This window comes from Streptomyces sp. UF-297 (assembly GCF_058245575.1).
In genome coordinates this window covers 1-22,879 of sequence record NZ_JBSIBZ010000104.1, presented here as the reverse complement: position 1 = coordinate 22,879, position 22,879 = coordinate 1, and the positions used below count along the sequence as shown (strand labels likewise).

The window sequence follows — 22,879 nt, the reverse complement described above, 5'->3', positions numbered from 1 at the left end:
TAACGTTCCCTTAATGACTCCAATTTAAGAATCAGCCATTTATTTGGCGACCTCAAATCTATCGATCTGTCAGGTACGGTTCCCCGCCGTCGTGTTCGGGTTCAGCGCCTGCTCGACATCGCGCCACAGGTCCTCCACCCACTCGATGCCGACGGCCATCCGTACCGTCCCTGGCCCGATGCCCGCCGCCGCCAGCGCCGCCTCGCCCAGCTCGCGGTGCGAGGTGCTCGCCGGGTGCGTCACCAGCGTCTCCACCCCGCCCAGCGACAGCGCCAGCCGCGCCAGGCGCACCCGTTCGATGAAGGCCCGGCCCGCCGCGCGGCCGCCCGCCAGCTCGAAGGAGACCATCCCGCCGCCGCCCGAGAGCAGCTTGCGCGCCCGCCCGTACGAGGGGTGCGAGGGCAGCCAGGGCCAGCGCACCGCCGTCACCTGCGGATGGCGGGCCAGCCGGTCCGCGATGGCCTCGGCGTTGGCGCAGTGCTGGCGCATGCGCAGCGGCAGCGTCTGGATGCCGCGCAGCGTCAGCCAGGCGGCGAACGGCGCGGCGGACGCGCCGAGTTCGACGGCCCTGCCCCACACCCGCCGGTGCAGCTCCGCGTCGGCGAAGACCGCGGCCCCGCCCAGCACGTCGGAGTGCCCGCCCAGATACTTCGTCGTGGAGTGCACCACCACGTCCGCCCCGTACTCCAGGGGGCGGCACAGCACCGGCGAGGCCAGCGAGTTGTCCACCACGCTCACCACCCCGGCGGCCCGCGCCGCCGCCAGCATCCCTTCCAGGTCCGGCACTTCACCGGTCGGGTTGGCGATCGTCTCCAGGAACAGCAGCCGCGTACGGTCCCGTACCGCCGCCTCGAAGGCCCCCGCCCCGCCCGCCCCCGCCTCGATGAACTCCACCTCGACGCCGAACCGTTCGGCCAGATCGCCGAGCACGGCATAGGTCCCGCCGTACAGGCACCGCTGCGCCAGCACATGGTCCCCCGGCCGCAGCAGCGACAGCAGCACCCCGCTGATCGCCCCCATCCCCGACCCGGTGGCGATCGCCGCCGCCCCGCCCTCCAGGTCGGCCAGCGTCCGCTCCAGCGCCCGCACCGTGGGGTTCCCGCGCCGGCCGTAGACGTACGCCCCCTCCGGCCCCTCCATCGCCTCCGCCAGCCCGTCCGCCGACCCGAACGCGAACCCCGTCGACTGCACGATCGGCACACTGAGCGGCCAACTCCCCTCCCCCGCGACCTCCTTGACTCCGTGCACGGCCCGCGTCCGCAGATCCTGCTCCCTCGAATTCACCCTGTTTCCTCCCAACCGACGACGCACACGAAAATGGGGCCGCCCGACGCCCACCTGAGGCATCGGACGACCCCGCAGCGGGACGCCCCTTAAGGGACGCGGGGAACTGCGCGACCAGCCCCCACCGGCCCGCAGCCGACCGCCGCACTCCCCGCGGAGCGCCCGGCGAAGCGCTCAGGCACTCACCCGCTCGCCCTGCGGGCGACTCTCGGCGGAGGCAGAGGCGGAGACCGCCACGGCCTTCTCGCCGCGCATGAACAGCAGGGTCAGCAGGGCGCCGGCCGCCGAGACGACCGCGGCGCCGACGAACGCGGCACTGAAGCCGTCGGTGAGGCGGGGCAGGTTGCCCAGCTGGCCCGCGCCCTGCGAGGTGGCGATCGCGGTCAGCGCGGCCAGGCCGAGCGCCGAGCCCACCTGGTAGGTGGTGTTGACGATGCCGGAGGCCAGACCCGCCTGCTCCTGCGGGGCGCCTGCCATCGAGGCCATCAGGCCGGGGATGTACGCCAGGGACATGCCGACGGCGGAGACCAGCGAGGCGGGCAGCACATCGACCAGGAACGTGCCGGTCGGCTGCACGGTGGCCAGCCACACCAGGCCGCCCGCGAGCACCAGCAGCCCGCCGACGATCATGGTCTTGGCGCCGAGCCTGGCCAGCAGCCGCGGGGTGACCACGACCATCAGCAGCATCATCAGCGCGGTCATCGGCACCAGCGCGGCGCCGCTGGCGAACGCCCCGTACCCCAGCACCTGCTGGAGGTAGAGGTTGAGGAAGTACCACATCGGGATCCAGGCGGCGCCCAGCAGCAGGATCGAGAGGTTGGCCGTGCCCAGCCGCGGGGTGCGCCAGATGCCCAGCGGCATCAGCGGCTGGCGCAGCACCTTCTGGATGCCGACGAAGACCGCCAACAGCACCACACCGCCGAGGAGTTCGAGGATCGTCCCGGTGGAACCCCAGCCCGCTTCCGGGGCCCGTACGACCGCGAAGACCGCGAGCGCGAGACCGGCGGTGACGGCGATGGCGCCGAGTACGTCCACCGAGCCGCGGCGTCCGGCGACCTTCGGCAGCAGCCCGGTGGCCAGCAGCGTGGCGACGCCGATGGGTACGTACACCCAGAACACCCACGGCCAGCTCAGCCACTCGGTGATCACGCCGCCCAGGAACACACCGGCGGTGCCGCCCGCCGGAGCCGCCGCGCCGTAGATCGCCAGCGCCTTGCCCAGCTCCTTGGGGTTGTGCCCGAACAGCATCATCAGCAGCGTCATGGCGGCGGGCGTGATCAGCGCGCCGCCCACCCCCTGGACCGCGCGCCCGACGATCTCGACCCCGGCACTGGTCGCCACGGCCGCGACGACCGATCCCGCGATCATGGCCACCCAGCCGGAGACGAAGACCTTACGGGCCCCCAGCAGGTCGGACAGCCGCCCGCCCAGGAGCAACAGGCCGCCGAGCGCGATCACATAGGCGTTGAACACCCACTGCAGCCCACCCTGCGAGAAGCCCAGATCCTTCTGCATCCCGGGGAGCGCCACACCGATGATGGACGTGTCCATGATGACCATGAACTGGGCGGCGGCAAGCACGAGAAGCGCCCACCAACGCCGGGGATTGACGGTTGACATTGCCCTACCCCTTCTCTTCTCTATACCCCTAGGGGGTAACTGCAGAGGGACAACAACATACCCCCTAGGGGTATGTGATGGATAGCGCCCGACCCCGATCCCGCAGAAGTCCGTCACCTGCCCCGCCCCGCGAACGCCGACCCCGTCCCCCGATTTCGTGCCTTTCCGGCACGAATGGCAGGCTGCGGGGGACACTGCCGCACGACACAGGGGATTCGATGAGCTATCCGGCGGGCGAGCACGAGCGGCCGACGCGGGCCATGTGGTGGCTGGAGGGCCTGGTCTTCCTCACGGCGGCGGCGCTGTGCACCCTGCTCGGCGCGGCCGCGATCTCCTGGATCCTCGACGCCCCCGCGGTCCTCGGCTGGGCAGAACTGCTGGTGCCGCTGGCCGTTGGGGCCTTCGCGGCCCGGAAGTTCCGCACCTGGGGCCTGCGCCGCCGCCCCCGGCAGCGGTAGCGCCGCGGCCCCGCCCGGGGCCGCCCGTCATCCGATTTCCCCTCAGTCATCTTGTGCCGTAGAGTTCATTTCACCGACGCGGGGTGGAGCAGCTCGGTAGCTCGCTGGGCTCATAACCCAGAGGTCGCAGGTTCAAATCCTGTCCCCGCTACTCATCGAAGAAGGCCCGGCAGCCAGCTGCCGGGCCTTCTTCGTGCGCCGCCGCGCGCACCGCGCACAATGTTGCCCATGGCGCCCACGACATCCCCCGAGCCCGCGGCCCCGCTCACGGCCGATCTCCACCACCGCTGGCTCGACACCGTCCACGCCCTGCGCACCGCCCACGGCACGGACGGCCCGGACCCCGCCCCGTACGCGGCCAACCTCCTCGCCCGCTGGGCCGAGCCGCAGCGCCGCTATCACACGCCCGACCACCTGGCCGCGGTCCTCGACCGGACCGACGAACTCGCCGCGCACGCCGAGGACATCGGGGCCGTACGCCTGGCCGCCTGGTTCCACGACGCCGTCTACCGCCCGGAGCGCTCCGAGAACGAGGAGCGCAGCGCCGCCCTCGCCGAGCGCGCGCTGCCCGAACTCGGCCTGCCCGCCGCCCTGACCGCCGAGGTCGCCCGCCTGGTCCGGCTCACGGTCACCCACGCCCCGGCCCCCGGCGACCGCAACGGCGAGGTGCTGTGCGACGCCGACCTCGCGGTCCTGGCCGGCTCCCCGTCCGCGTACGCCGCCTACGCCGCCGCCGTACGCGAGGAGTACTCCTTCGTCCCCGAGGACGCCTTCCGCGCCGGCCGCGCCGCCGTACTGCGCCAACTCCTCGCCCTGCCCCGCCTGTTCAGTACCCCCCACGGGTACGCGGAGTGGGAGCGCCCCGCCCGCCACAACCTCACCACCGAACTGGAGCTGCTGACCTCCGGCGGCTGAGGCGCCGCGCGGCGCGAAGGGCCCGCCCGCGCGGCCGCAGGAGGCTGCGACCACCCGCGAGCGGGCCCTCTTGCCGTTCCGGCCCGGCTACTTCTTGAAGCCGTAATCCATCAGCTTCTTCGCGTCCGCGGTGCGGTTGCCCACCGACGAAGCGGTCAGGACCGTACCGACGACCGTCTTGCCGTTGCGGGTGGCGGCGAAGACCAGGCAGTACTTGGCCTCCGGACCCGATCCGGTCTTGACGCCGATGGTGCCGGAGTAACTGCCGAGCAGATTGTTGGTGTTGGTCCACTCCATGTAGCGGTAGCCACCGCTCTTCGTGGTGACCTTCTGCTTGGTCGACTTCGTCTTCACGACCGTACGGAACGTGGAGTACTTCAGCGCGCTGCTGGCCAGCTTGGTCAGATCGCGCGGGGTCGAGTAGTTCGCGCCGCGCCCGATGCCGTCGAAGGAGTCGAAGTGGGTGTTCTTCAGCCCCAGGCTCTTGGCGGTGGCGTTCATCTGGCCGATGAAGTTCTTCACGCGCGCGGCCCGGGTGCTGCCGCTGCCGAATTTGTCCGCCAGCGCGTACGCCGCGTCGCAGCCCGAGGGCAGCATCAGCCCGTACAGCAGCTGACGGACGGTGACCTTGTCGCCGACGATCAGCCTGGCCGACGAGGCCCAGTTGTTGTCGACGATGTAGTCGCTGTACGCCTTCTGGATCGTGACCTTGGAATCCAGGTTGAGATTCCGCTGCCCGAGCACTACCCGGGCCGTCATGATCTTTGTGGTGGATCCGGTGGAACGACGGGTGTCCGCGGCCTTGCCGAAGAGCGTCGCCCCCGTGCCGTTGTTCATCACGAAGCCGCCCTTGGCGTCGATCGCCGGCGCCGCGGGCGCCTGCACAGCCTTGGCGGCCTTTGCTGTGGGTGCCTTCGCCGCCGCGGCCTGCGCCGGAGCCGCGAGCACACCCGCCGACAGAACGGCCCCCGCGGTGACAACTACGGCAGATACGCGGTGAATACCCTGAATGCCGATTCTCAAGTCAATTACTCCAAATACCCCTGCGGTGCGGCCACATGAGAACGCCGCTCACTCATGAGACACCTAAAACACCCCCATGGATGCGCCCCGTCGGCATTTTTCACCCGCCCCGCCCCGGCCCCTCCGACGCCCATAGCAATGATCACGAAACGCCGGGAAAGTCCGCCGGAAGATCACCGGGAAAGCCGTGGGTGTGCCGGTGAGGAATTCGGCAAGTGATGCGTGGGGCATGGCAGGTGATGCGTGGGGCTCGGCGGGGGTGGTGGGGCTCGGCCGGGTGGCGGAGCGGGGGCGCGGGGCGGTGGGGGCGGCAGTTGAGGGTGGGCGGGGGGGTCGGGCCGCGGTGGGTGGTCTGTGCGGGTGGAGTGTGGAGGCAGGCGAGCGGGATGGGGTAGCTGCTGGCCACGTACGGGAAGATCTGCGACGCGCAGAACGGGTCGATCGCCTGGTCACGCGCGAAGGGGTTCGAGGTCACGTACGCGCGAGGACGCCGGGCCGCACACCCCCGGCTGCGGCAGGACGACCGGCTCCCCTCGGCCCCGTTTACACGGGCCCGGGAATGTAAACCGCCCCCGCGCTGTTCATGCGTGTCATGCCTGACCCTACCGACCGGATATCCGCACGCCCGAAAATGCCCGTCGCCGTCTACATCCTCGGCCTGTCCGTCTTCGCGCTCGGCACCTCCGAGTTCATGCTCTCCGGGCTGCTGCAGCCCGTGGCCCGGGACCTGGGCGTCACCATCCCGCAGGCCGGCCTGCTGGTCTCGGCCTTCGCGATCGGCATGGTGGTCGGCGCCCCCGTACTCGCCGCCGCGACGCTGCGGCTGCCCCGCCGTACGACCCTGATCGCCCTGCTCGCCGTCTTCGGCCTGGGCCAGGTGGCCGGTGCGCTGGCCCCCTCCTACGGGATCCTCTTCGCCTCGCGGGTGATCAGCGCGCTCGCCTGCGCCGGGTTCTGGGCAGTCGGCGCGGCCGTCGCCGTCTCACTCGTGCCGGTCAACGCCCGCGCCCGGGCGATGGCCGTGATGGTCGGCGGGCTGAGCATCGCCAACATCGCGGGCGTCCCGGCCGGCGCGCTGCTGGGGCAGCACGCGGGCTGGCGGGCCGCGTTCTGGGCGGTGGCCGCGCTGTCGGCCGTCGGGCTCGTCGGTGTGCTGGCCTTCGTGCCGCGTACGCAGGTGCCCACCGGCGACGACCGGCCGCAGCTGCGCCGTGAGCTGACCATCTACAAGGACAAGCAGGTCTGGCTGGCGCTGATCGCCACCGCCCTGAACGGCGCCGCGGTCTTCGCGCTCTTCTCCTACCTCTCACCGCTGCTGACGGAGACCGCCGGGCTGGCCGAGAGCTGGGTGCCCACCGTGCTCGCGCTCTTCGGCGTGGGCGCGCTGATCGGTACGTACATCGGCGGGCGCATCGCGGACGCGCACCTCTTCGGGACGATCTTCGGCGGCATCACCGCCTCCACCGCCGTACTGGCACTGCTCGCGCTCACCGCGCACAGCCCCGTCGCCGCCATCGCGCTGTCGCTGATGCTGGGCGTCACCGCCTTCGCCACCGCGCCCGCGCTCAACGCCCGGATGTTCAACGTGGCCACCGCGGCGCCGACGCTGGCGGGCGCCACCACCACCTCGGCGTTCAACATGGGCAACACGATCGGGCCGTGGCTCGGCGGCCTGGTGATCAGCGCGGGCTGGGGCTACCGGATCGTGTCCCTGACGGCCGCGGGACTGGCGGCGGTCGCGGTGCTCACCACCGCCGTCGCCTTCCGCCTGCACCGCTCGACCAGCGCCTCGCGACTGGTCGCCTCCTCCGAGGACGCGGGCCGGAGCTCCGGCGGCCAGGGCGACGCCCTCGCTCAGGAGTCCGTCCGTACGGCCAACGCGGACCGTAACTGACCTATATGCCTCGTACTGTCGCTCCCACCGACCCACCGGCCGGGTGGGAGCGACAGGAGGGCGGGGCCATGGCTGCGTACGGGAACCGGAGCGCGGGCGGCGGCGAGATCCTGCGGATGCTTCGCGAGCAGCGGGAGACCCTGCTGATCACCCTACGCGGGATCGGCGACGAGCAGGCAGCCGAGCGCACCACGGCCGGCGAACTCACCCTGGGCGGAATCCTCAAGCATCTCGCCCGGGGTGAGCGCGTCTGGACCCGGATCATGGTCAGCGGGGACGGCTCGGTGCCGGACGGCATGTTCGACAGGGGCCAGTACGCGATGGGGGCGGGCGACACACTGGCCGGGCTCCTGGAGGAGTACGAGGCCGCGGCCCGCGCCACCGACGCGGCGTTCGCGGCGCTGGACGGCCTCGACCGGACCGTACCGCTGCCGCGCTCACCGTGGTCGCCGCCCGAGACCGTCCACTGGTCGGCCGAACGCATCCTGCTACACCTCCTGCGCGAAACCGCCCAACACGCAGGCCACGCGGACATCCTCCGCGAGTCCTTGGACGGGGCGAACACTACGGCGCAACTCTGAGCGGCCCAGGCCCTATTAAGGGGCGCAGGCCGCCTCAATATGCGGCTCCGCCGCGTGCATAGGGGGCGCGGGGAACTGCGCGACCAGCCACAGACAACCCGCAGCCGACCGACCACCGCTCACCGGGCAGGCGCTACGCGCCAGACGCGCCCCCGCCCGGCTCCGGGAACAGCTCCGTCAGCAGCCGGTGCGGGCGAGCGCGCAGCGCACCGCTGACCCGGTCCTGCCGCAGCCCCGGATCCGCCCCGGGCCCCTGGCGGACGACGAGGTCCGCGGCCGGCGGCAGCACGCCGCACGCGGGGCACAGCCCGGTCGCGGCAAGATCCGTACCGCACTCCGCATGGCTGAAGATCCGCCGGGCCCCGTCGGGCGCCAGCCACCGCTCGCCCCACTGCGACAGGGTGTACACCGTCGGCCACAGGTCCAGCCCGCGCTCGGTGAGTACGTAGTCGATCTCGACGCCCGTGGCGCGCGGGCGGCGCTGCAGGACGCCGACGGCCACCAGCGCCTTCAGGCGGTCCGTGAGCACGGCCCGTGGAATGTCCAGATGCGCGTGGAAATCGCCGAAGCGCCGCACTCCGTAGAAGCAGTCGCGGAGCACGAGCAGCGTCCAGCGCTCGCCGACCACTTCCAAGGTGCGGGCCAGCGAACAGTCCTGACCTGCGTAACTCCGTCCCAGTCCCACACCCCTCACCCTAGCAGTTCACTTTTCGAACCTATTGGTTCATTCATTGAACCACCCCTGCTACGGTCTGCGTGTCCAATGCGCCGACCTTGGGGGTAGTAGTGACGACCGAACCCGCCGGCCACCGGCCGGCCGCCCGCGCGACACTGGCGATCGCCTGCGCGGCGACCCTGCTGGCGCTGCTGAACTTCACCGCTCCCGTGTCGACCGTGCAGATCGTGGCGGCGGACCTGGGCGCCGGGGCGTCGGGGCCGACCTGGATCCTGGGCAGCATCAGCGTCGGGCTCGCGGCCTGCCTGATGGCGGCGGGCAGCCTCGCGGACGGCTACGGCCGCAAGCGGGTCTTCGTACTCGGCGGCGCGGTCCTCGTGGCGGCGACCGCGGCGTGCGCCATCGCACCCAGCGCGCCCGTCTTCGTGCTCGGCCGCGTCGTCCAGGGTGCCGCCAGCGCCGCGCTGCTGGCGTCCGGCCTCGGCCTGATCGGGCACACCTTCCCGCCCGGCCCCGAGCGCGCGCGGGCCACCGGGCTGTGGGGCGCGATGGTGGGCGGCGGCATCGCGCTCGGCCCGGTGTACGCCGCGCTGCTGGTCAAGGTGGCCCCCTGGCGGGCCGCCTACTGGGTCATCGCGCTGCTCGCCGCGCTGGTCACGGCCTGGGGCGCCCGGTCCCTGACGGAGTCCCGCACCGAGGGAAGGCGCCGGTTCGACCTCCCGGGCGTGCTGACGCTGGGACTGGGCATCTCGCTGCTGATCGCGGCGCTCATCGAGGGGCGCGGCGGCTGGCACCAGCCGCACGTCCTCGCCTTCCTGGCCGTGGCGCTGCTGCTGTTGGCGGCCTTCGTACGGGTCGAACTGCGCGCCGCCGAACCGATGCTGGACCTGTCCCTGCTGCGGCGCCCCGCCTTCCGTGCGTCGATGGTCGGGGCGCTGGCCATCGGCGCGGGGGTGGTCGGATTCATGACCTACGTGCCCACCGCCGCCCAGAGCATCCTCGGGCTCGGCCCACTGCAGAGCGCCGGTGTCCTGGCGGTCTGGTCCGGCCTGTCGTTCGTGGCCGCCCCGCAGGCCCGCCGGCTGGCCGGGCGCATCGGCGACCGCCAACAGGTCGCGGCGGGGCTGCTGTTGTGCGGTGTCGGCCAGCTCGCGCTCACCGGGATCGGCGAGCACTCCTCCTGGTGGCGGTTCGTACCGGGCCTGGCGCTGGCGGGCCTCGGCAGCGGCGTGGTCAACGCCGCCCTCGCGGGCCTGGCCGTACGCAGCGTCCCGCCCCACCGCGTGGCCGTCGGCTCAGCCGCGAACAACGCCTCGCGCTACCTCGGCTCGTCGATCGGCGTCGCCCTCGTCGCGGCCATCCTGGCGGCCGCCCCGCACGACGGGCTCCCCGCCCACGAGTTCGGCACCGGCATGAGCTACGCGGCCGTCGTCTCCGGCGCCCTGACCCTCACCGGCGCCGCCTTTGTCGCACTGTGCCGGGAGCGCACGACGGACCAGCGCACGGAGGACGAGCGCACGGCGGACAAGAGTCGGCACGCCGGGGCAAAGGGGCGCGGGGAACTGCGCGACCAGCCACAGACGGCCCGCAGATGACACGCCGCGCGTCCAGCGGAGCGCTCCGGCGGAGCGCTCCGGCGGAGCGTCAGCCGCGCCGCCCGCGCCACTTGGGGCGGCGCAGCCCGGCCTCGGTGAGCCGCCGCAGCAGCTCCTTGCTGCCGACCTGCACCGCGCCGGCCCGTACCGCGTCCTCGTAGCGCTCCTCCGGCACGTCGTAGTGGTCGCGCTCGAAGGCCCGGCCCGGTGCGCCGATGAGGGCCGCGAAGGCGTGCAGTTCCGCGAAGGACTCGTCGCTGACCAGGTGGGACCACAGCCGGCCGTGGCCCGGCCAGGTCGGCGGGTCTATGTAGATCGCCACGCGGTCAGCCTCCCAAGGGGGCGCCGAGCGAGCCGACGCGGGCCACCGCCACCGCCGTCTTGGGGCACACCCAGTGCGGGTCGGGGCCCAACTCCGGCTCCACGTCCAGCGCGTGCGGGTCGCCCGCCTCCGTACACACGGGGCACAGCGGCCAGCGGCCGTACCGCTCCAGCAGTGCGTCCTGGACGTCCTGCGCGACCAGCCCCGCCACGAATTCGGCACCCTCGGGCCACTGCTCCACCCACCACCGGCGGTGCACCACGGCGTCCTCGACGAGCGAGACGATATCGGCGTCGGCGACCTCGCCGGCCATCAGATCGGCGATGACCAGCGCCCGTGCGGCGTGCAGTGCCTGTTCCAACTCCATGGCCCCATTGTCGCGCGCGGGCCCCGTACACCACGCCGTCCCTGTCGCGCCCGTCACGCCCCTCACACCCGCTGCCGACCGCCGCACCCGCATCCGCGCTCACACCCGCACTCGCACTCGCACCCGCACCCACACCAAAGATCTTGAGCCGAGTTATCCACAGGATCGGGAAGCCCTTGACTCCCTCCACGCCGTGAAATTACTTTTCAATGGTGAGCGAAATCCTGAAGGAAACTTTCAGCAGGGTCGGGGCCGACGCCGCGGGCCGCCCCGCCAGCCCCCCGGCCCCGGCCGCGCTGGCCGCCAAGGTGCGCACCCTCGCGCCGTCCATGACCCGCTCCATGCAGCGGGTCGCCGAGACCGTCGCCGGCGACCCGGCGGGCTGTGCCGCGCTCACCGTCACCGGCCTCGCGGAGCGTACGGGCACCAGCGAGGCCACCGTCGTGCGCACCTCGCGGCTGCTCGGCTACCCGGGCTACCGCGATCTGCGCCTGGCGCTGGCCGCCCTCGCCGCCCAGCAGGCCGCCGGGCGCGCGCCCGCCGTGACCGCCGACATAGCGGTCGACGACTCGATCAGCGACGTGGTCGCCAAGCTCGCGCAGGAGGAGCAGCAGTGCCTGGCCGACACCGCTGCCGGGCTGGACACCACCCAGCTGGAGACCGCCGTCGCCGCGCTGGCCGGCGCCCGCCGTATCGACGTCTACGGCATCGGCGCCTCCAGCCTCGTCGGCCAGGACCTCGTGCAGAAGCTGCTGCGCATCGGCCTGATCGCGCACTCCCACTCCGACCCGCACCTCGCCGTCACCAACGCCGTGCAGATGCGCGCGGGCGATGTCGCCATCGCCATCACCCACTCCGGGCGCACCACCGACGTCATAGAGCCGCTGCGGGTCGCCTTCGAGCACGGCGCGACGACCATCGCGATCACCGGCCGCCCGGACGGCGAGATCGCCTCCTACGCCGACCTCGTCCTGACCACCTCCTCGGCCCGGGAGAGCGAGCTGCGGCCCGCCGCGATGTCCTCCCGTACCAGCCAACTCCTCGTCGTGGACTGCCTGTTCGTGGGCGTCGCACAGCGCACGTACGAGACCGCGGCGCCCGCCCTGTCCGCCTCCTACGAAGCCCTGGCCCACCGCCACGCCCCGCCGCGCGGCCACCACCGCTAGCCCCGGCCCTGCCCTCGGCCGCGGGCCCCGGCCCCGCCTCTGCCGACCGCGACACCGCACCCACCCTCACACCCACACCCACATCCACACCCACGCCCACATCCACACCGATCTCCCTGTACGGAGCCGTACGAGCACCGGAAAGAGCCGTCACCACCATGACTTCGACCGCCGACCACGCCGCGCTGCGCGCCCAGTTGGACACCCTCACCACCGAGGCGTTCCGACCCGAGCTCGCCGAGATCGACCGGCGCTCCACCCTCGACATCGCGAAGATCATGAACGGCGAGGACACCACCGTCCCGGCCGCCGTCGCCACCCAGCTCCCCCGGATCGCCGACGCCATCGACGGCATCGCCGAGCGCATGGCCCGCGGCGGCCGGCTGATCTACGCGGGCGCCGGTACGGCAGGCCGGCTCGGGGTGCTGGACGCCAGCGAGTGCCCGCCCACCTTCAACACCGACCCCGGCGAGGTCATCGGGCTGATCGCGGGCGGCCCCGCCGCCATGGTCACCGCCGTCGAGGGCGCCGAGGACCGCAAGGACCTGGCCGCCGAGGACCTCAACGCCATCGGGCTGACCGCCGACGACACCGTCGTGGGCATCTCCGCCTCCGGCCGCACCCCGTACGCCATCGGCGCCATCGAGCACGCCCGCATCCAGGGCGCGCTGACCATCGGCCTTTCCTGCAACGCCAATTCAGCGCTGGCCGCGGCCGCCGAGCACGGCATCGAGGTCGTCGTCGGCCCCGAGCTGCTGACCGGCTCCACCCGCCTGAAGGCGGGCACCGCGCAGAAGCTCGTACTGAACATGCTCTCGACCATCACCATGATCCGCCTGGGCAAGACCTACGGAAACCTCATGGTGGACGTGCGCGCCTCCAACGAGAAGCTGCGGGCCCGCTCGCGCCGCATCGTCGCACTGGCCACCGGCGCCCCGGAAGCGGAGATCGAGGCCGCGCTCACCGCCACGGGCGGGGAGGTGAAGAACGCCATCCTGGCCGTCCTCGGCGGTGTCGACGGCCCGACGGCGGCCCGCCTCCTGGCCGAGTCCCACGGCCATCTGCGCGCCGCCCTCGCCTCCGTACAGAGCGGCTGATCCACCGTTCCGTACGCCGGTCAGCCGCTCCGTACGCTGATCCGCCTTTGCGCACAAGGAAGTCGCCCCTCCCCAGGCCCCCGCACAGAACAGCGCCCGCACCATGACCGAGAACAAGAACCGCGCCACCGCCGCCGCGATCCTCCCCCTCGTCGGCGGCGCCGGGAACATCACCTCCATCGCCCACTGCATGACCCGCCTGCGCCTCGGCATCCGGGACCGCTCGCTGGTCCAGGACGAGGCGCTCAAGGCGCTGCCCGCCGTACTGGGCGTGGTCGAGGACGACACGTACCAGATCGTGCTGGGCCCGGGCACGGTCGCCCGGGTCACCCCCGAGTTCGAGCAACTGGCCGCAGAGCAAGCAGAGAAGACCGCCGAGCGAGCCGGGACGGCGGAGCCCGGGCAGGACGCCGAGCGAACCGGGACAGCGAAGACCGGGCAGGACGCCGGGCAAGCCGGGGAAGGGGATACGGGCCGCGCACCGACCGCCGAAGCCCCCGCGGCGCCGCCCCACCACCCCACCACCGCGGACGCCCTCGCCGCTCACGGCGCCGCCCTCAAAGCGCAGCGCAAGGCCAGGAACGCCACCCCCGTCAAGCTCTTCCTGCGCCGCATCGCCAACATCTTCGTCCCGCTGATCCCGGGCCTCATCGGCTGCGGCATCATCGCCGGACTCAACGGCCTGCTGACGAACTTCGGCTGGCTGCCCGCGCTCGCCCCCGCCCTGGCCGCCATCGCCTCCGGCTTCATGTCCCTGATCGCCGTCTTCGTCGGCTACAACACCGCCAAGGAGTTCGGCGGTACGCCCGTCCTGGGCGGCGCGGTCGCCGCGATCATCGTCTTCCCCGGCGTCGCCCACGTCACCGCCTTCGGGCAGCGGCTCTCCCCCGGCCAGGGCGGTGTGCTGGGCGCCCTGGGCGCGGCCCTGCTCGCCGCGTACGTCGAGAAGTGGTGCCGCAAGCGGGTGCCCGAGACCCTGGACGTCCTGCTCACCCCCACCCTCACGGTCCTGATCACCGGCCTGGTGACGCTCTTCGGCCTGATGTACGCCGCCGGAGAGGTCTCCACCGCCATCGGTACGGCGGCCGACTGGCTGCTGGCCCACGGCGGCGCGCTCGCCGGGTTCGTCCTGGGCGGCCTCTTCCTCCCCCTGGTCATGCTCGGCCTGCACCAGGCCCTGATCCCCATCCACACCACCCTCATCGAGCAGCAGAGCTACACGGTCCTGCTGCCGATCCTGGCCATGGCGGGCGCGGGCCAGGTCGGCGCGGCCCTCGCGGTCTACCTCCGCCTGCCGCGCAACGGCTCGGTGCGCCGCACCATCAAGTCCGCCCTGCCCGCGGGATTCCTGGGCGTCGGCGAACCCCTCATCTACGGCGTCTCGCTGCCGCTGGGCCGCCCGTTCGTCACCGCCTGCGTCGGCGGCGCCTTCGGCGGAGCCTTCGTCGGCCTGTTCAACCAGCTCGGTACGGCGGTCGGCTCCACCGCCATCGGCCCCTCCGGCTGGGCCCTGTTCCCCCTCCTCAAGGGCAACCACAGCCTCGCCGCCACCATCACCATCTACGCCCTGGGCCTGGCCACCGGCTACCTCACCGGCTTCCTGGCCACCTACTTCTTCGGCTTCAGCAGACAGATGCTGACCGACCTGAACGCGGGATCCGAGGAGTTCTCAGCACCCGCCCCCGCCGGCAAGGAGCCGGCAGTGGTGTGACCAGCGGTCTTTAGAAGCCACGCCCGGTCGATGTGCGGCATCACGCGGCCTCGGCCCGTGCGCCGTCGGAGTCGTCGGCACGCTTCTTGATCGCCCTACGGCCCGAACTGAGCCTCGAAGGCGTCGTCCCACTCCTCGGAGCAGTACGCCTCCTTCTCGGAGCAGTACGCCGCCCTCTCGGAGCAGTACGCCGCACAACGCCGAGGGCGGCACCTCGCTCCGAGGTGCCGCCCTTCGTACGGACAGACGGGGATCAGCGCGCCGAAGCCGCCGCCCGCTCGCGGGACGGGGCCGCCTCCCAGCACTCCACTCCGTCGAGGTCCGGCATCCGGTCGCGGGTGAAGACCGGGTCCAGGCCCTGCTTGCGCTGGGCGACGTAGTCGTTGAGGAGGCGGAAGGCGATGGCCGAGAGGGGGAGGATGGCGAGCAGGTTGACCAGGGCCATGAAGCCCATGAAGACGTCCGCGAGGTTCCACACCACGCTGACCGAGCCGAGCGCGCCGAGGAAGACCACGGCCAGGACCAGGACGCGGTAGGTCGGCAGGACCCAGCGCTTCTGGGTCATGAACTCGATGTTGGACTCGCCGTAGTAGTAGTTCCCGATCATGGAGCTGAAGGCGAGCATGAAGACGACCAGCGTCAGCACGTGCCCGGCCCAGCCGCCCAGGGTCTCGGTGAGCGCGGTCTGCGTGAGGTCGGCGCCCTGCCTGCCGCCCAGCTCGGGGCTGGTGACCAGGATGATGAAGGCGGTCATCGAGCAGATCAGCAGGGTGTCGAAGAAGACGCCGAGCGACTGGACCAGGCCCTGCTTGACGGGGTGGGTCACGGTCGCGGTGGCACCCGCGTTCGGCGCCGAGCCCAGGCCCGCCTCGTTGGAGAACATGCCGCGCCGGATGCCCTGCTGGATGGCGGCGCCCACGCCGCCCGCCGCCAGCTCCTTGAACCCGAAGGCCCCGCCGACGATGTCGCCCAGGACGCGCGGCACCTCACCGAGGTTGAGCAGCACCACGGCCGCGCCCAGCAGCAGGTAGACCACGGCCATCACGGGCACCAGGACGGTGGTCACCGAGCTGATGCGCTTGACGCCGCCGCAGATGGCCAGGCCCAGCAGTACGGCCAGCAGCACGCCCACCGCGGGGCCGAACCACTGTGCCTCGCCGCTGGGCAGCGAGCCGGTGGCCACCGCGGTGATCGTGTTGGACTGCACGGCGTTGAAGACGAACCCGAAGGTCACGGTGATGGTGACCGCGAACAGGACGCCCAGCCAGCGCTTCTTCAGGGCGCGCTGCATGTAGTACGCGGGGCCGCCGCGGAAGGTGCCCGAGCCGTCCTTGTTACGGACCTTGTAGAGCTGGGCGAGGGCGGACTCGACGAAGGCCGAGGCGCCGCCGATGATCGCCATGACCCACATCCAGAAGACCGCGCCCGCGCCACCGAGGGTGACGGCGGTGGCGACACCGGCGATGTTGCCGGTGCCCACCCGGGCCGCGGCGGAGATGGTGAAGGCCCCGAAGGAGGAGACCGGCTTGGCGCCGTCGCTGCCGGGCTGGGACTTGTCCTTGAGGACCCGCAGCATCTCGGGGAAGAGCCGCAGCTGTACGGCCCTGGAGCGGACCGTGAAGTACAGCCCCGCCAAGATCACCAGCGGGATCAGCAGATAGGTCCAGAAGACGTCGTTGACGTCGACGATCAAGGAATCGAGCGTGCTCATGGGCGTCCTGCGTCTTCTGAGTCGGGTCGGGGTGCCCCCTCGACCCGTGGCAGGAGAAGAGGGGCGGCTCGGCTCTGAGCTCCGGAAAGTCTCCCCTGGCCCAAAGATCACGAACAGGGACTTTGGTCACGGATCACGTGAATCGTTGAAACTCGGAAAACCAGCGGGCCGACGGGGCCCGCCGAGACGCCCGGAGGGAAACACAGCAGGAAGCTCGGAGGGAAACACCGCAGCAAGCCCGGCAGGAAGCACGAGGCGCCCGGAAACAAGCACGAAAACGCCGCTGGGGCGGCACCCTCTGGGAGAGGGCGCCGCCCCAGCGGACTGAGGACGGTTGATCCGGGAGGATCAGAAGTCCATGTCACCGCCGGGCATGCCGCCCGGAGCGGCCGGGGCGGCCTTCTCCGGCTTGTCGGCGATGACGGCCTCGGTGGTGAGGAAGAGCGCGGCGATGGAGGACGCGTTCTGCAGCGCAGAGCGGGTCACCTTCGCCGGGTCGATGATGCCCTCGGCGATCATGTCGACGTACTCACCGGTCGCGGCGTTGAGGCCGTGGCCCGGGGTCAGGTTGCGCACCTTCTCCACGATGACGCCACCCTCGAGGCCGGCGTTCACCGAGATCTGCTTCAGCGGGGCCTCCAGGGCCAGCTTCACAGCGGCGGCACCGGTGGCCTCGTCACCCTCGAGCTCAAGCTTCTCGAAGACCGAGGAAGCCTGCAGCAGGGCGACGCCACCGCCGGCGACGATGCCCTCCTCGACGGCCGCCTTCGCGTTGCGAACGGCGTCCTCGATGCGGTGCTTGCGCTCCTTGAGCTCGACCTCGGTGGCGGCACCGGCCTTGATGACCGCAACACCGCCGGCGAGCTTCGCCAGGCGCTCCTGCAGCTTCTCGCGGTCGTAGTCGCTGTCCGAGTTCTCGATCTCGGCGCGGATCTGGTTGACGCGGCCCTGGACCTGGTCGCTGTCACCGGCACCGTCGACGATGGTGGTCTCGTCCTTGGTGATGACGACCTTGCGGGCGCGGCCGAGCAGGTCGAGACCGGCGTTCTCCAGCTTGAGGCCGACCTCCTCGGAGATGACGGTGCCACCGGTGAGGATGGCGATGTCGCCGAGCATGGCCTTGCGGCGGTCACCGAAGCCCGGGGCCTTGACGGCGACGGACTTGAAGGTGCCACGGATCTTGTTGACGACCAGGGTGGAGAGCGCCTCGCCCTCGACGTCCTCGGCGATGATCAGCAGCGGCTTGCCCGACTGCATGACCTTCTCCAGCAGCGGAAGGAGGTCCTTCACGTTGCTGACCTTGGAGTTGACGATCAGGATGTACGGGTCGTCCAGGGACGCCTCCATACGCTCCATGTCGGTGGCGAAGTACGCCGAGATGTAGCCCTTGTCGAAGCGCATACCCTCGGTGAGCTCCAGCTCCAGACCGAAGGTCTGGGACTCCTCGACGGTGATGACGCCTTCCTTGCCGACCTTGTCCATGGCCTCGGCGATCAGCTCGCCGATCTGGGTGTCGGCGGCGGAGATGGAGGCCGTGGAAGCGATCTGCTCCTTGGTCTCGACATCCTTCGCCTGCTCCAGCAGCGCGCCGGAGACGGCCTCGACGGCCTTCTCGATGCCGCGCTTCAGGGCCATCGGGTTGGCGCCGGCGGCAACGTTGCGCAGGCCTTCCTTGACCAGGGCCTGGGCCAGGACGGTCGCGGTCGTCGTGCCGTCACCGGCGACGTCGTCCGTCTTCTTCGCGACCTCCTTGACCAGCTCGGCGCCGATCTTCTCGTACGGGTCCTCGAGCTCGATCTCCTTGGCGATGGACACACCATCGTTGGTGATCGTGGGGGCGCCCCACTTCTTCTCGAGGACGACGTTGCGGCCCTTGGGGCCAAGGGTGACCTTGACGGCGTCGGCGAGCTGGTTCATCCCGCGCTCGAGACCGCGCCGTGCCTCCTCGTCGAACGCGATGATCTTGGCCATGTGAAGTGGTCCTCCCGGACATCGGGGTGGATTGCTCCGGACCGCGCTGGCGCCCGCGACGGACGGCCTACATGCCGTGTGGTTCCTTGCCCCACCCGGCCCGTGGGCCTCACCGGACCCGGTCCTTAACTGTCACTCTCACTCGGAGAGTGCTAACGCCAATGATTAGCACTCGGGTAGGGAGAGTGCAAGCGGCTGTGGACAACTAGACCCTGCGCTCCCGGTGCGCGACGGGCGCCCCTGCGCGCAACAAGAGGCCCGCACCCCCCTCAGGGAGCACGGGCCTCTGTACGCTGCAGTCGGTCGGCGCTTCAGCCGGCCACTCGGACCATGTCCGCCTGCGGCCCCTTCTGGCCCTGCGAGATCTCGAACTCGACCCGCTGACCCTCCTCAAGGGTGCGGTAGCCGTCCATCTGAATCGCGCTGTAGTGGACGAAAACATCCGCACCACCGTCGACCGCGATGAAGCCGTACCCCTTCTCCGCGTTGAACCACTTGACGGTGCCCTGAGCCATTCCTAACTCCCCTATTACTGGCCCTTCGCAGGACCGCGCTCCGCGGACCCGGGTCAGACCTCACCCCCTGACAGGTGGGGGTGTGCGCCGGAACGCGTCGACCGCCGCTGAATGTATCTGCCCCACTGCCCAGCGCAACAGGTCAATCGGACGAGAAATCCGGCCGGGCGCATTCGGCGATACCGGGTGAACTGCCCGGATTCCAGGGCAAGTCGGGCCGGGCAAAGCGCATCAAGGCGACAATTCGCATGCACGCTTTGGGCACAACTTGTCGCGTTCTCATATGCGTTGGGCACGCACTCGAAGAGGGTTCGTCACAACTGTATCGCCTTTAACAGCGCGGAATCGCCCCGTCCGCTTCAATTGCGGACGGGGCGATTCCGGCCAGACGTGGCCGCGCGGGCGTCGAAGATCCGTACGGGGCCTCAGCAGCCGCCCGCCACCGCGGGAATGATCGAAACGCCCGCACCGTCCGGCGTCGGGGTCTGAAGGCCCTGCTCGAAGCGCACGTCGTCGTCGTTGACGTAGACGTTCACGAAGCGCCGCAGCTTGCCGGTGTCGTCCAGCACGCGGGCGGCGATTCCGGCGTGGTTCTTCTCCAGGTCGGCGATCACCTCGGAGAGGGTCGCGCCCTCCGCGGGAACCTCGGCCCTGCCGCCGGTGTAGGTACGAAGGATGGTCGGAATTCGGACGTTGACGCTCATGGGCTTCTGCCTTCCAGCGGCTTCGGAGGAGGAAAGAGTCTTATGGGACGTACGGGACAGCCGGGGCCCGGACCAGGGCGTGGACCGGCTCCGGCGCGGGGGCCGGGTGGCTCAGCCGGCCAGCCCGGCGGCCCGGAAGGCCTCAAGGCTCGGCGGGATCGTCGCCGAGGGCCCGGTCGTGGGCGCCACCGCGTCCAGCGTCTTGAGGCCGTCACCGGTGTTGAGCACGACCGTGGTCAGCGCCGGGTCCAGGACCCCGGCCTCGATCAGCTTCCTGGTCACGCCCACGGTCACCCCGCCCGCGGTCTCCGCGAAGATGCCCTCGGTGCGCGCCAGCAGCTTGATCGCGTCCACGACCTGCTCGTCGTCGACGTCCTCGACCGCGCCGCCGGTGCGCCGCGCGATGTCCAGCACGTACGGCCCGTCCGCCGGGTTGCCGATGGCCAGGGACTTGGCGATGGTGTCCGGCTTGACCGGGCGGACGATGTCGTGGCCCTCCTTGAAGGCCCGCGAGACCGGCGAGCAGCCCTCGGCCTGGGCGCCGAAGATCTTGTACGGCCGGTCCTCGACGAGGCCGAGCGCGATCAGCTCCTTCAGCCCCTTGTCGATCTTGGTGAGCTGCGAGCCGGAGGCGATCGGGACGACGATCTGGTCCGGCAGCCGCCAGCCCAGCTGCTCGCAGATCTCGTACGCCAGGGTCTTGGAGCCCTCGCCGTAGTACGGGCGCAGATTGACGTTCACGAAGCCCCAGCCCTCGCCCAGCGGGTCGCCGATGAGCTCGGAGCAGAAGCGGTTGACGTCGTCGTAATTGCCCTGGATGCCGACGAGTTCGCCGCCGTAGACCGCGGCCATCACGACCTTGCCCTGCTCCAGGTCGTGCGGGATGAAGACGCAGGAGCGAAAGCCCGCGCGGGCCGCTGCGGCGCCCACCGCGCCCGCGAGGTTGCCGGTGGAGGAGCAGGACAGGGTGGTGAAGCCGAAGGCGCGGGCGGCCTCGACGGCGATGGCGACCACCCGGTCCTTGAAGGAGTGGGTGGGGTTGCCGGAGTCGTCCTTGACGTACAGGCCGCCGGTGACGCCCAGCTCACGGGCGAGGTTGTCGGCCTTGACCAGCTTGGTGAAGCCGGGGTTCAGACTCGGCTTGTGGGCGACGTCGGCGGGCACGGGCAGCAGCGGGGCATAGCGCCAGATGTTGTCGGGACCGGCCTCGATCCGCTTGCGCAGGCCCTCGGGGTCGCCGGCCGGCAGGTCGTAGGCGACCTCCAGCGGGCCGAAACAGGCCTCACAGGCGAAGATCGGGCCGAGCGGGAAGCGCTCGCCGCACTCGCGGCAGGACAGCGCGGCGGCGGGACCAAGAGCGACGGCGGGGGTGCTTTCGGTGACTTGCACAGCCATGGAGGCGAGGCCCTTTCTCCTCATCTTCCTCGCGACGCATCTCGCCGCGAGACGGATTTGGCACCTTCCCCGCCGGGAGCCTCGCGGACCGCGTGTGTGCGGTGGCAAGACCGGCTGGAGGGTTGCCGGGGCTTCAACGGGCCGTATCCCTCTGCCCCTCTGGATGAGCGGTATGGCGCTGGGACGAATCCCAGGCGTTTGTGCGGCGGCGACCCCGACATGCGGCGGTCATCGACGTTGTTCAAGACTGTAACCGAAGGGGCGGACGGTTGAGATAGGCGTCCGAACCGCGAGATGCGTCACATGCGAGAGGTGTTCACGTGCTGGAAGAGGTGGAGCGCTGGCTGAGCAGCCGCTCCTGGTCCGCTGCCGACCGCCCGCTCGACCAGCTGCTGGCCGCGAAGGGTGAGCGGGGCGAGACGGTGAGCGTGGTGCTGCCCGCGCTCAACGAGGAGGCGACGGTCGGCGCGATAGTCGACACCGTCCGCCGCGAGTTGATGTCCCCCGCGGTACCGCTGGTCGACGAGCTGGTGGTGCTGGACTCCGGTTCGAGCGACCACACCGCCAAGGTCGCGGCGGAGGCGGGCGCCCGGGTCGTGCACCGCGACGAGATCCTCCCGCGCGTCCCCGCGCTCCCGGGCAAGGGCGAGGTGCTGTGGCGCTCGCTGCTGGCCACCGGCGGCGACATCGTCTGCTTCGTCGACGCCGATCTGCGGGAGTTCTCCGCCCAGTTCGTGTCCGGGATCGTCGGCCCGCTGCTGACCGACCCCGAGGTGCAGTTCGTCAAGGCGATGTACGACCGCCCGCTGGGCGACGCGGCGGGCCAGGGCGGCCGGGTGACCGAGCTGGTGGCCCGCCCGCTGCTGAATCTGCACTGGCCGCAACTGGCCGGATTCGTCCAGCCGTTGGGCGGGGAGTACGCCGCCCGCCGCTCGCTGCTGGAGCGGCTGCCCTTCCCCGTGGGCTACGGCGTCGAGCTGGGCCTGCTCGTCGACGCGCTGCACACCGTCGGGCTGGACGCCCTGGCCCAGGTCGACGTCGGGGTGCGCAAGCACCGCCACCAGGACGGCCGGGCGCTGGGCCGGATGGCCGCCGCGATCTACCGTACGGCCCAACTGCGGCTCACCCGCGGCCACTTGACGCGCCCCCGGCTGACCCAGTTCGAGCGCGGCGAGAACGGCTTCGTGGCGCGCACGACGGCGGTGGACACCGAGGAGCGCCCGCCGATGCGCGACATCCCCGAATACACCGAACGCCGCGCCGCCTGACGGCACCACGCCGGGGCGTCAACCCGGCGCCAAAAGCCTCACCTGGGGACCAACCCGCGCCTGGCCACGGGTTCTTCACGGACACGGACAACAAACGCCATAGGTGACGAGCCGATTACTTTACGTTCTGCCTACGTGATCACTCATCGACGTTTCCTGCTCGCCAGATCGGCCACGGCACTGGTCGTGGCGGCCGCGGTCACCGCGGCGCTCGCCGCGGCCCTCGCCGTGGCGGGCCCGGCGTCGGCGCAGATGACAGCCCCGTTCGCCAAGCACTACGACCTCGCCCAGCGGTACGCCCCCGCCGAGCGCTACGACGACACCGGGCCCCGCACCGCCGCCGCACAGCACTCCGACGGCGGGCGCCGTGCCGACGCCCTGCGCTCCCCCGCCTCCGGCGGCACTCCGTACGGCGGCGTCCGGCCCCCCGGCCGGCCCGCCGGACCCGGCTCCGAGGACGACCGGATGCTGGCGCTGAGCGGCGCCGTGCTCGGGGTGCTGGGACTGGGCGGCCTCGTGGTGATGGCCGCCCGCCGCGGGCGCCGGGGGGGGGGGGGGGGGGGGGGGGGGGGGGGGGGGGGGGGGGGGGGGGGGGGGGGGGGGGGG

20 protein-coding genes, 1 tRNA gene and 1 riboswitch are annotated in these 22,879 nt (G+C 71.3%); of the genes, 10 read left to right on the top strand and 11 right to left on the bottom strand.

The genetic code is table 11. The annotated features are described in order from the left end of the window. Positions 1 to 69: 69 nt before the first annotated feature. Complete coding sequence (locus AC4IJH_RS37820; protein WP_490856515.1) at positions 70 to 1,284, bottom strand: trans-sulfuration enzyme family protein; 1,215 nt, start codon at positions 1,282 to 1,284, stop codon at positions 70 to 72. A 174-nt stretch (positions 1,285 to 1,458) separates the two neighbouring features. Continuing rightward, complete coding sequence (locus tag AC4IJH_RS37815; protein WP_490856514.1) at positions 1,459 to 2,904, bottom strand: MFS transporter; 1,446 nt, start codon at positions 2,902 to 2,904, stop codon at positions 1,459 to 1,461. Positions 2,905 to 3,122: 218 nt separating this feature from the next. Between AC4IJH_RS37815 and AC4IJH_RS37810 the strand changes: the two genes are divergently transcribed. The 3 genes from AC4IJH_RS37810 (at position 3,123) to AC4IJH_RS37800 (ending at position 4,277) form a co-directional block, all read left to right on the top strand. Then, on the top strand, positions 3,123 to 3,362 hold the full coding sequence (locus AC4IJH_RS37810) for a hypothetical protein (protein ID WP_490856513.1): 240 nt from the start codon (positions 3,123 to 3,125) through the stop codon (positions 3,360 to 3,362). 77 nt (positions 3,363 to 3,439) lie between these two features. Next, positions 3,440 to 3,513: transfer RNA gene (locus AC4IJH_RS37805), tRNA-Met, on the top strand. Positions 3,514 to 3,590: 77 nt separating this feature from the next. Further along, on the top strand, positions 3,591 to 4,277 hold the full coding sequence (locus AC4IJH_RS37800) for an HD domain-containing protein (RefSeq protein ID WP_490856512.1): 687 nt from the start codon (positions 3,591 to 3,593) through the stop codon (positions 4,275 to 4,277). A gap of 87 nt (positions 4,278 to 4,364) precedes the next feature. Here AC4IJH_RS37800 and AC4IJH_RS37795 read toward each other — a convergent pair whose 3' ends face one another. Further along, a complete protein-coding gene (locus AC4IJH_RS37795; protein ID WP_490856511.1) occupies positions 4,365 to 5,300 on the bottom strand; it encodes a D-alanyl-D-alanine carboxypeptidase family protein in 936 nt (311 codons plus the stop codon). Positions 5,301 to 5,931: 631 nt separating this feature from the next. Between AC4IJH_RS37795 and AC4IJH_RS37790 the strand changes: the two genes are divergently transcribed. Then, positions 5,932 to 7,194 carry a Cmx/CmrA family chloramphenicol efflux MFS transporter gene (locus tag AC4IJH_RS37790; protein ID WP_490856525.1) on the top strand — a complete coding sequence of 421 codons (1,263 nt, stop codon included), beginning with the start codon at positions 5,932 to 5,934 and terminating at the stop codon, positions 7,192 to 7,194. A gap of 68 nt (positions 7,195 to 7,262) precedes the next feature. Then, a complete protein-coding gene (locus AC4IJH_RS37785; protein WP_490856510.1) occupies positions 7,263 to 7,775 on the top strand; it encodes a DinB family protein in 513 nt (170 codons plus the stop codon). A gap of 133 nt (positions 7,776 to 7,908) precedes the next feature. Here AC4IJH_RS37785 and AC4IJH_RS37780 read toward each other — a convergent pair whose 3' ends face one another. Beyond that, a complete protein-coding gene (locus tag AC4IJH_RS37780) occupies positions 7,909 to 8,460 on the bottom strand; it encodes a winged helix-turn-helix transcriptional regulator (RefSeq protein WP_490856509.1) in 552 nt (183 codons plus the stop codon). Between the two features lie 101 nt (positions 8,461 to 8,561). On the opposite strand from AC4IJH_RS37780, the gene AC4IJH_RS37775 reads away from it, so the two are divergent. Next, positions 8,562 to 10,046 carry an MFS transporter gene (locus AC4IJH_RS37775; RefSeq protein ID WP_490856508.1) on the top strand — a complete coding sequence of 495 codons (1,485 nt, stop codon included), beginning with the start codon at positions 8,562 to 8,564 and terminating at the stop codon, positions 10,044 to 10,046. 49 nt (positions 10,047 to 10,095) lie between these two features. Here AC4IJH_RS37775 and AC4IJH_RS37770 read toward each other — a convergent pair whose 3' ends face one another. Together AC4IJH_RS37770 and AC4IJH_RS37765 are read right to left on the bottom strand one after the other, a co-directional pair. Then, positions 10,096 to 10,368, bottom strand: a complete 273-nt coding sequence (locus AC4IJH_RS37770) for a DUF4031 domain-containing protein (protein ID WP_490856507.1) — start codon at positions 10,366 to 10,368, stop codon at positions 10,096 to 10,098. Between the two features lie 4 nt (positions 10,369 to 10,372). Beyond that, positions 10,373 to 10,735: a DUF8819 family protein gene (locus AC4IJH_RS37765; RefSeq protein WP_490856506.1), complete on the bottom strand. Its 363-nt coding sequence runs from the start codon at positions 10,733 to 10,735 to the stop codon at positions 10,373 to 10,375. Between the two features lie 212 nt (positions 10,736 to 10,947). On the opposite strand from AC4IJH_RS37765, the gene AC4IJH_RS37760 reads away from it, so the two are divergent. The 3 genes from AC4IJH_RS37760 to AC4IJH_RS37750 all read left to right on the top strand — a co-directional run bounded on the left by AC4IJH_RS37760 (position 10,948) and on the right by AC4IJH_RS37750 (position 14,709). Next, a complete protein-coding gene (locus tag AC4IJH_RS37760; protein WP_490856505.1) occupies positions 10,948 to 11,901 on the top strand; it encodes a MurR/RpiR family transcriptional regulator in 954 nt (317 codons plus the stop codon). Between the two features lie 158 nt (positions 11,902 to 12,059). Further along, positions 12,060 to 12,998 (top strand): N-acetylmuramic acid 6-phosphate etherase, encoded by a 939-nt coding sequence (gene murQ / locus AC4IJH_RS37755; RefSeq protein ID WP_490856504.1) that lies wholly within the window; start codon positions 12,060 to 12,062, stop codon positions 12,996 to 12,998. A gap of 103 nt (positions 12,999 to 13,101) precedes the next feature. Further along, positions 13,102 to 14,709, top strand: coding sequence for a PTS transporter subunit EIIC (locus AC4IJH_RS37750; protein ID WP_490856503.1), 1,608 nt, complete (start codon positions 13,102 to 13,104; stop codon positions 14,707 to 14,709). A 253-nt stretch (positions 14,710 to 14,962) separates the two neighbouring features. Here AC4IJH_RS37750 and AC4IJH_RS37745 read toward each other — a convergent pair whose 3' ends face one another. From AC4IJH_RS37745 to thrC, 5 genes are all read right to left on the bottom strand, one after another. Continuing rightward, positions 14,963 to 16,420: an alanine/glycine:cation symporter family protein gene (locus tag AC4IJH_RS37745; protein ID WP_490856502.1), complete on the bottom strand. Its 1,458-nt coding sequence runs from the start codon at positions 16,418 to 16,420 to the stop codon at positions 14,963 to 14,965. Between the two features lie 348 nt (positions 16,421 to 16,768). Beyond that, entirely contained in the window at positions 16,769 to 18,391 is a 1,623-nt protein-coding gene (gene groL, locus AC4IJH_RS37740; RefSeq protein ID WP_490856501.1) for a chaperonin GroEL, read from the bottom strand. Positions 18,392 to 18,702: 311 nt separating this feature from the next. After that, positions 18,703 to 18,906 (bottom strand): cold-shock protein, encoded by a 204-nt coding sequence (locus AC4IJH_RS37735; RefSeq protein ID WP_003986833.1) that lies wholly within the window; start codon positions 18,904 to 18,906, stop codon positions 18,703 to 18,705. 425 nt (positions 18,907 to 19,331) lie between these two features. Beyond that, positions 19,332 to 19,610, bottom strand: a complete 279-nt coding sequence (locus AC4IJH_RS37730; RefSeq protein ID WP_468489156.1) for a MoaD/ThiS family protein — start codon at positions 19,608 to 19,610, stop codon at positions 19,332 to 19,334. A gap of 111 nt (positions 19,611 to 19,721) precedes the next feature. Then, positions 19,722 to 21,005 (bottom strand): threonine synthase, encoded by a 1,284-nt coding sequence (gene thrC / locus AC4IJH_RS37725; protein WP_490856500.1) that lies wholly within the window; start codon positions 21,003 to 21,005, stop codon positions 19,722 to 19,724. A gap of 17 nt (positions 21,006 to 21,022) precedes the next feature. After that, a riboswitch (SAM riboswitch) is annotated at positions 21,023 to 21,175 on the bottom strand. Positions 21,176 to 21,325: 150 nt separating this feature from the next. On the opposite strand from thrC, the gene AC4IJH_RS37720 reads away from it, so the two are divergent. Next, positions 21,326 to 22,273 carry a glucosyl-3-phosphoglycerate synthase gene (locus tag AC4IJH_RS37720; RefSeq protein WP_490856499.1) on the top strand — a complete coding sequence of 316 codons (948 nt, stop codon included), beginning with the start codon at positions 21,326 to 21,328 and terminating at the stop codon, positions 22,271 to 22,273. Positions 22,274 to 22,879 lie beyond the last annotated feature (606 nt).

Bases quoted from the DNA above. Each gene is read 5' to 3' on its own strand.
- AC4IJH_RS37735 (WP_003986833.1), bottom strand. From the start codon at position 18,906: ATGGCTCAGGGCACCGTCAAGTGGTTCAACGCGGAGAAGGGGTACGGC.
- AC4IJH_RS37800 (WP_490856512.1), top strand. From the start codon at position 3,591: ATGGCGCCCACGACATCCCCCGAGCCCGCGGCCCCGCTCACGGCCGAT.
- AC4IJH_RS37730 (WP_468489156.1), bottom strand. From the start codon at position 19,610: ATGAGCGTCAACGTCCGAATTCCGACCATCCTTCGTACCTACACCGGC.
- AC4IJH_RS37815 (WP_490856514.1), bottom strand. From the start codon at position 2,904: ATGTCAACCGTCAATCCCCGGCGTTGGTGGGCGCTTCTCGTGCTTGCC.
- groL (WP_490856501.1), bottom strand. From the start codon at position 18,391: ATGGCCAAGATCATCGCGTTCGACGAGGAGGCACGGCGCGGTCTCGAG.
- AC4IJH_RS37810 (WP_490856513.1), top strand. From the start codon at position 3,123: ATGAGCTATCCGGCGGGCGAGCACGAGCGGCCGACGCGGGCCATGTGG.
- AC4IJH_RS37745 (WP_490856502.1), bottom strand. From the start codon at position 16,420: ATGAGCACGCTCGATTCCTTGATCGTCGACGTCAACGACGTCTTCTGG.
- thrC (WP_490856500.1), bottom strand. From the start codon at position 21,005: ATGGCTGTGCAAGTCACCGAAAGCACCCCCGCCGTCGCTCTTGGTCCC.
- AC4IJH_RS37750 (WP_490856503.1), top strand. From the start codon at position 13,102: ATGACCGAGAACAAGAACCGCGCCACCGCCGCCGCGATCCTCCCCCTC.
- AC4IJH_RS37790 (WP_490856525.1), top strand. From the start codon at position 5,932: ATGCCCGTCGCCGTCTACATCCTCGGCCTGTCCGTCTTCGCGCTCGGC.
- AC4IJH_RS37765 (WP_490856506.1), bottom strand. From the start codon at position 10,735: ATGGAGTTGGAACAGGCACTGCACGCCGCACGGGCGCTGGTCATCGCC.
- murQ (WP_490856504.1), top strand. From the start codon at position 12,060: ATGACTTCGACCGCCGACCACGCCGCGCTGCGCGCCCAGTTGGACACC.
- AC4IJH_RS37785 (WP_490856510.1), top strand. From the start codon at position 7,263: ATGGCTGCGTACGGGAACCGGAGCGCGGGCGGCGGCGAGATCCTGCGG.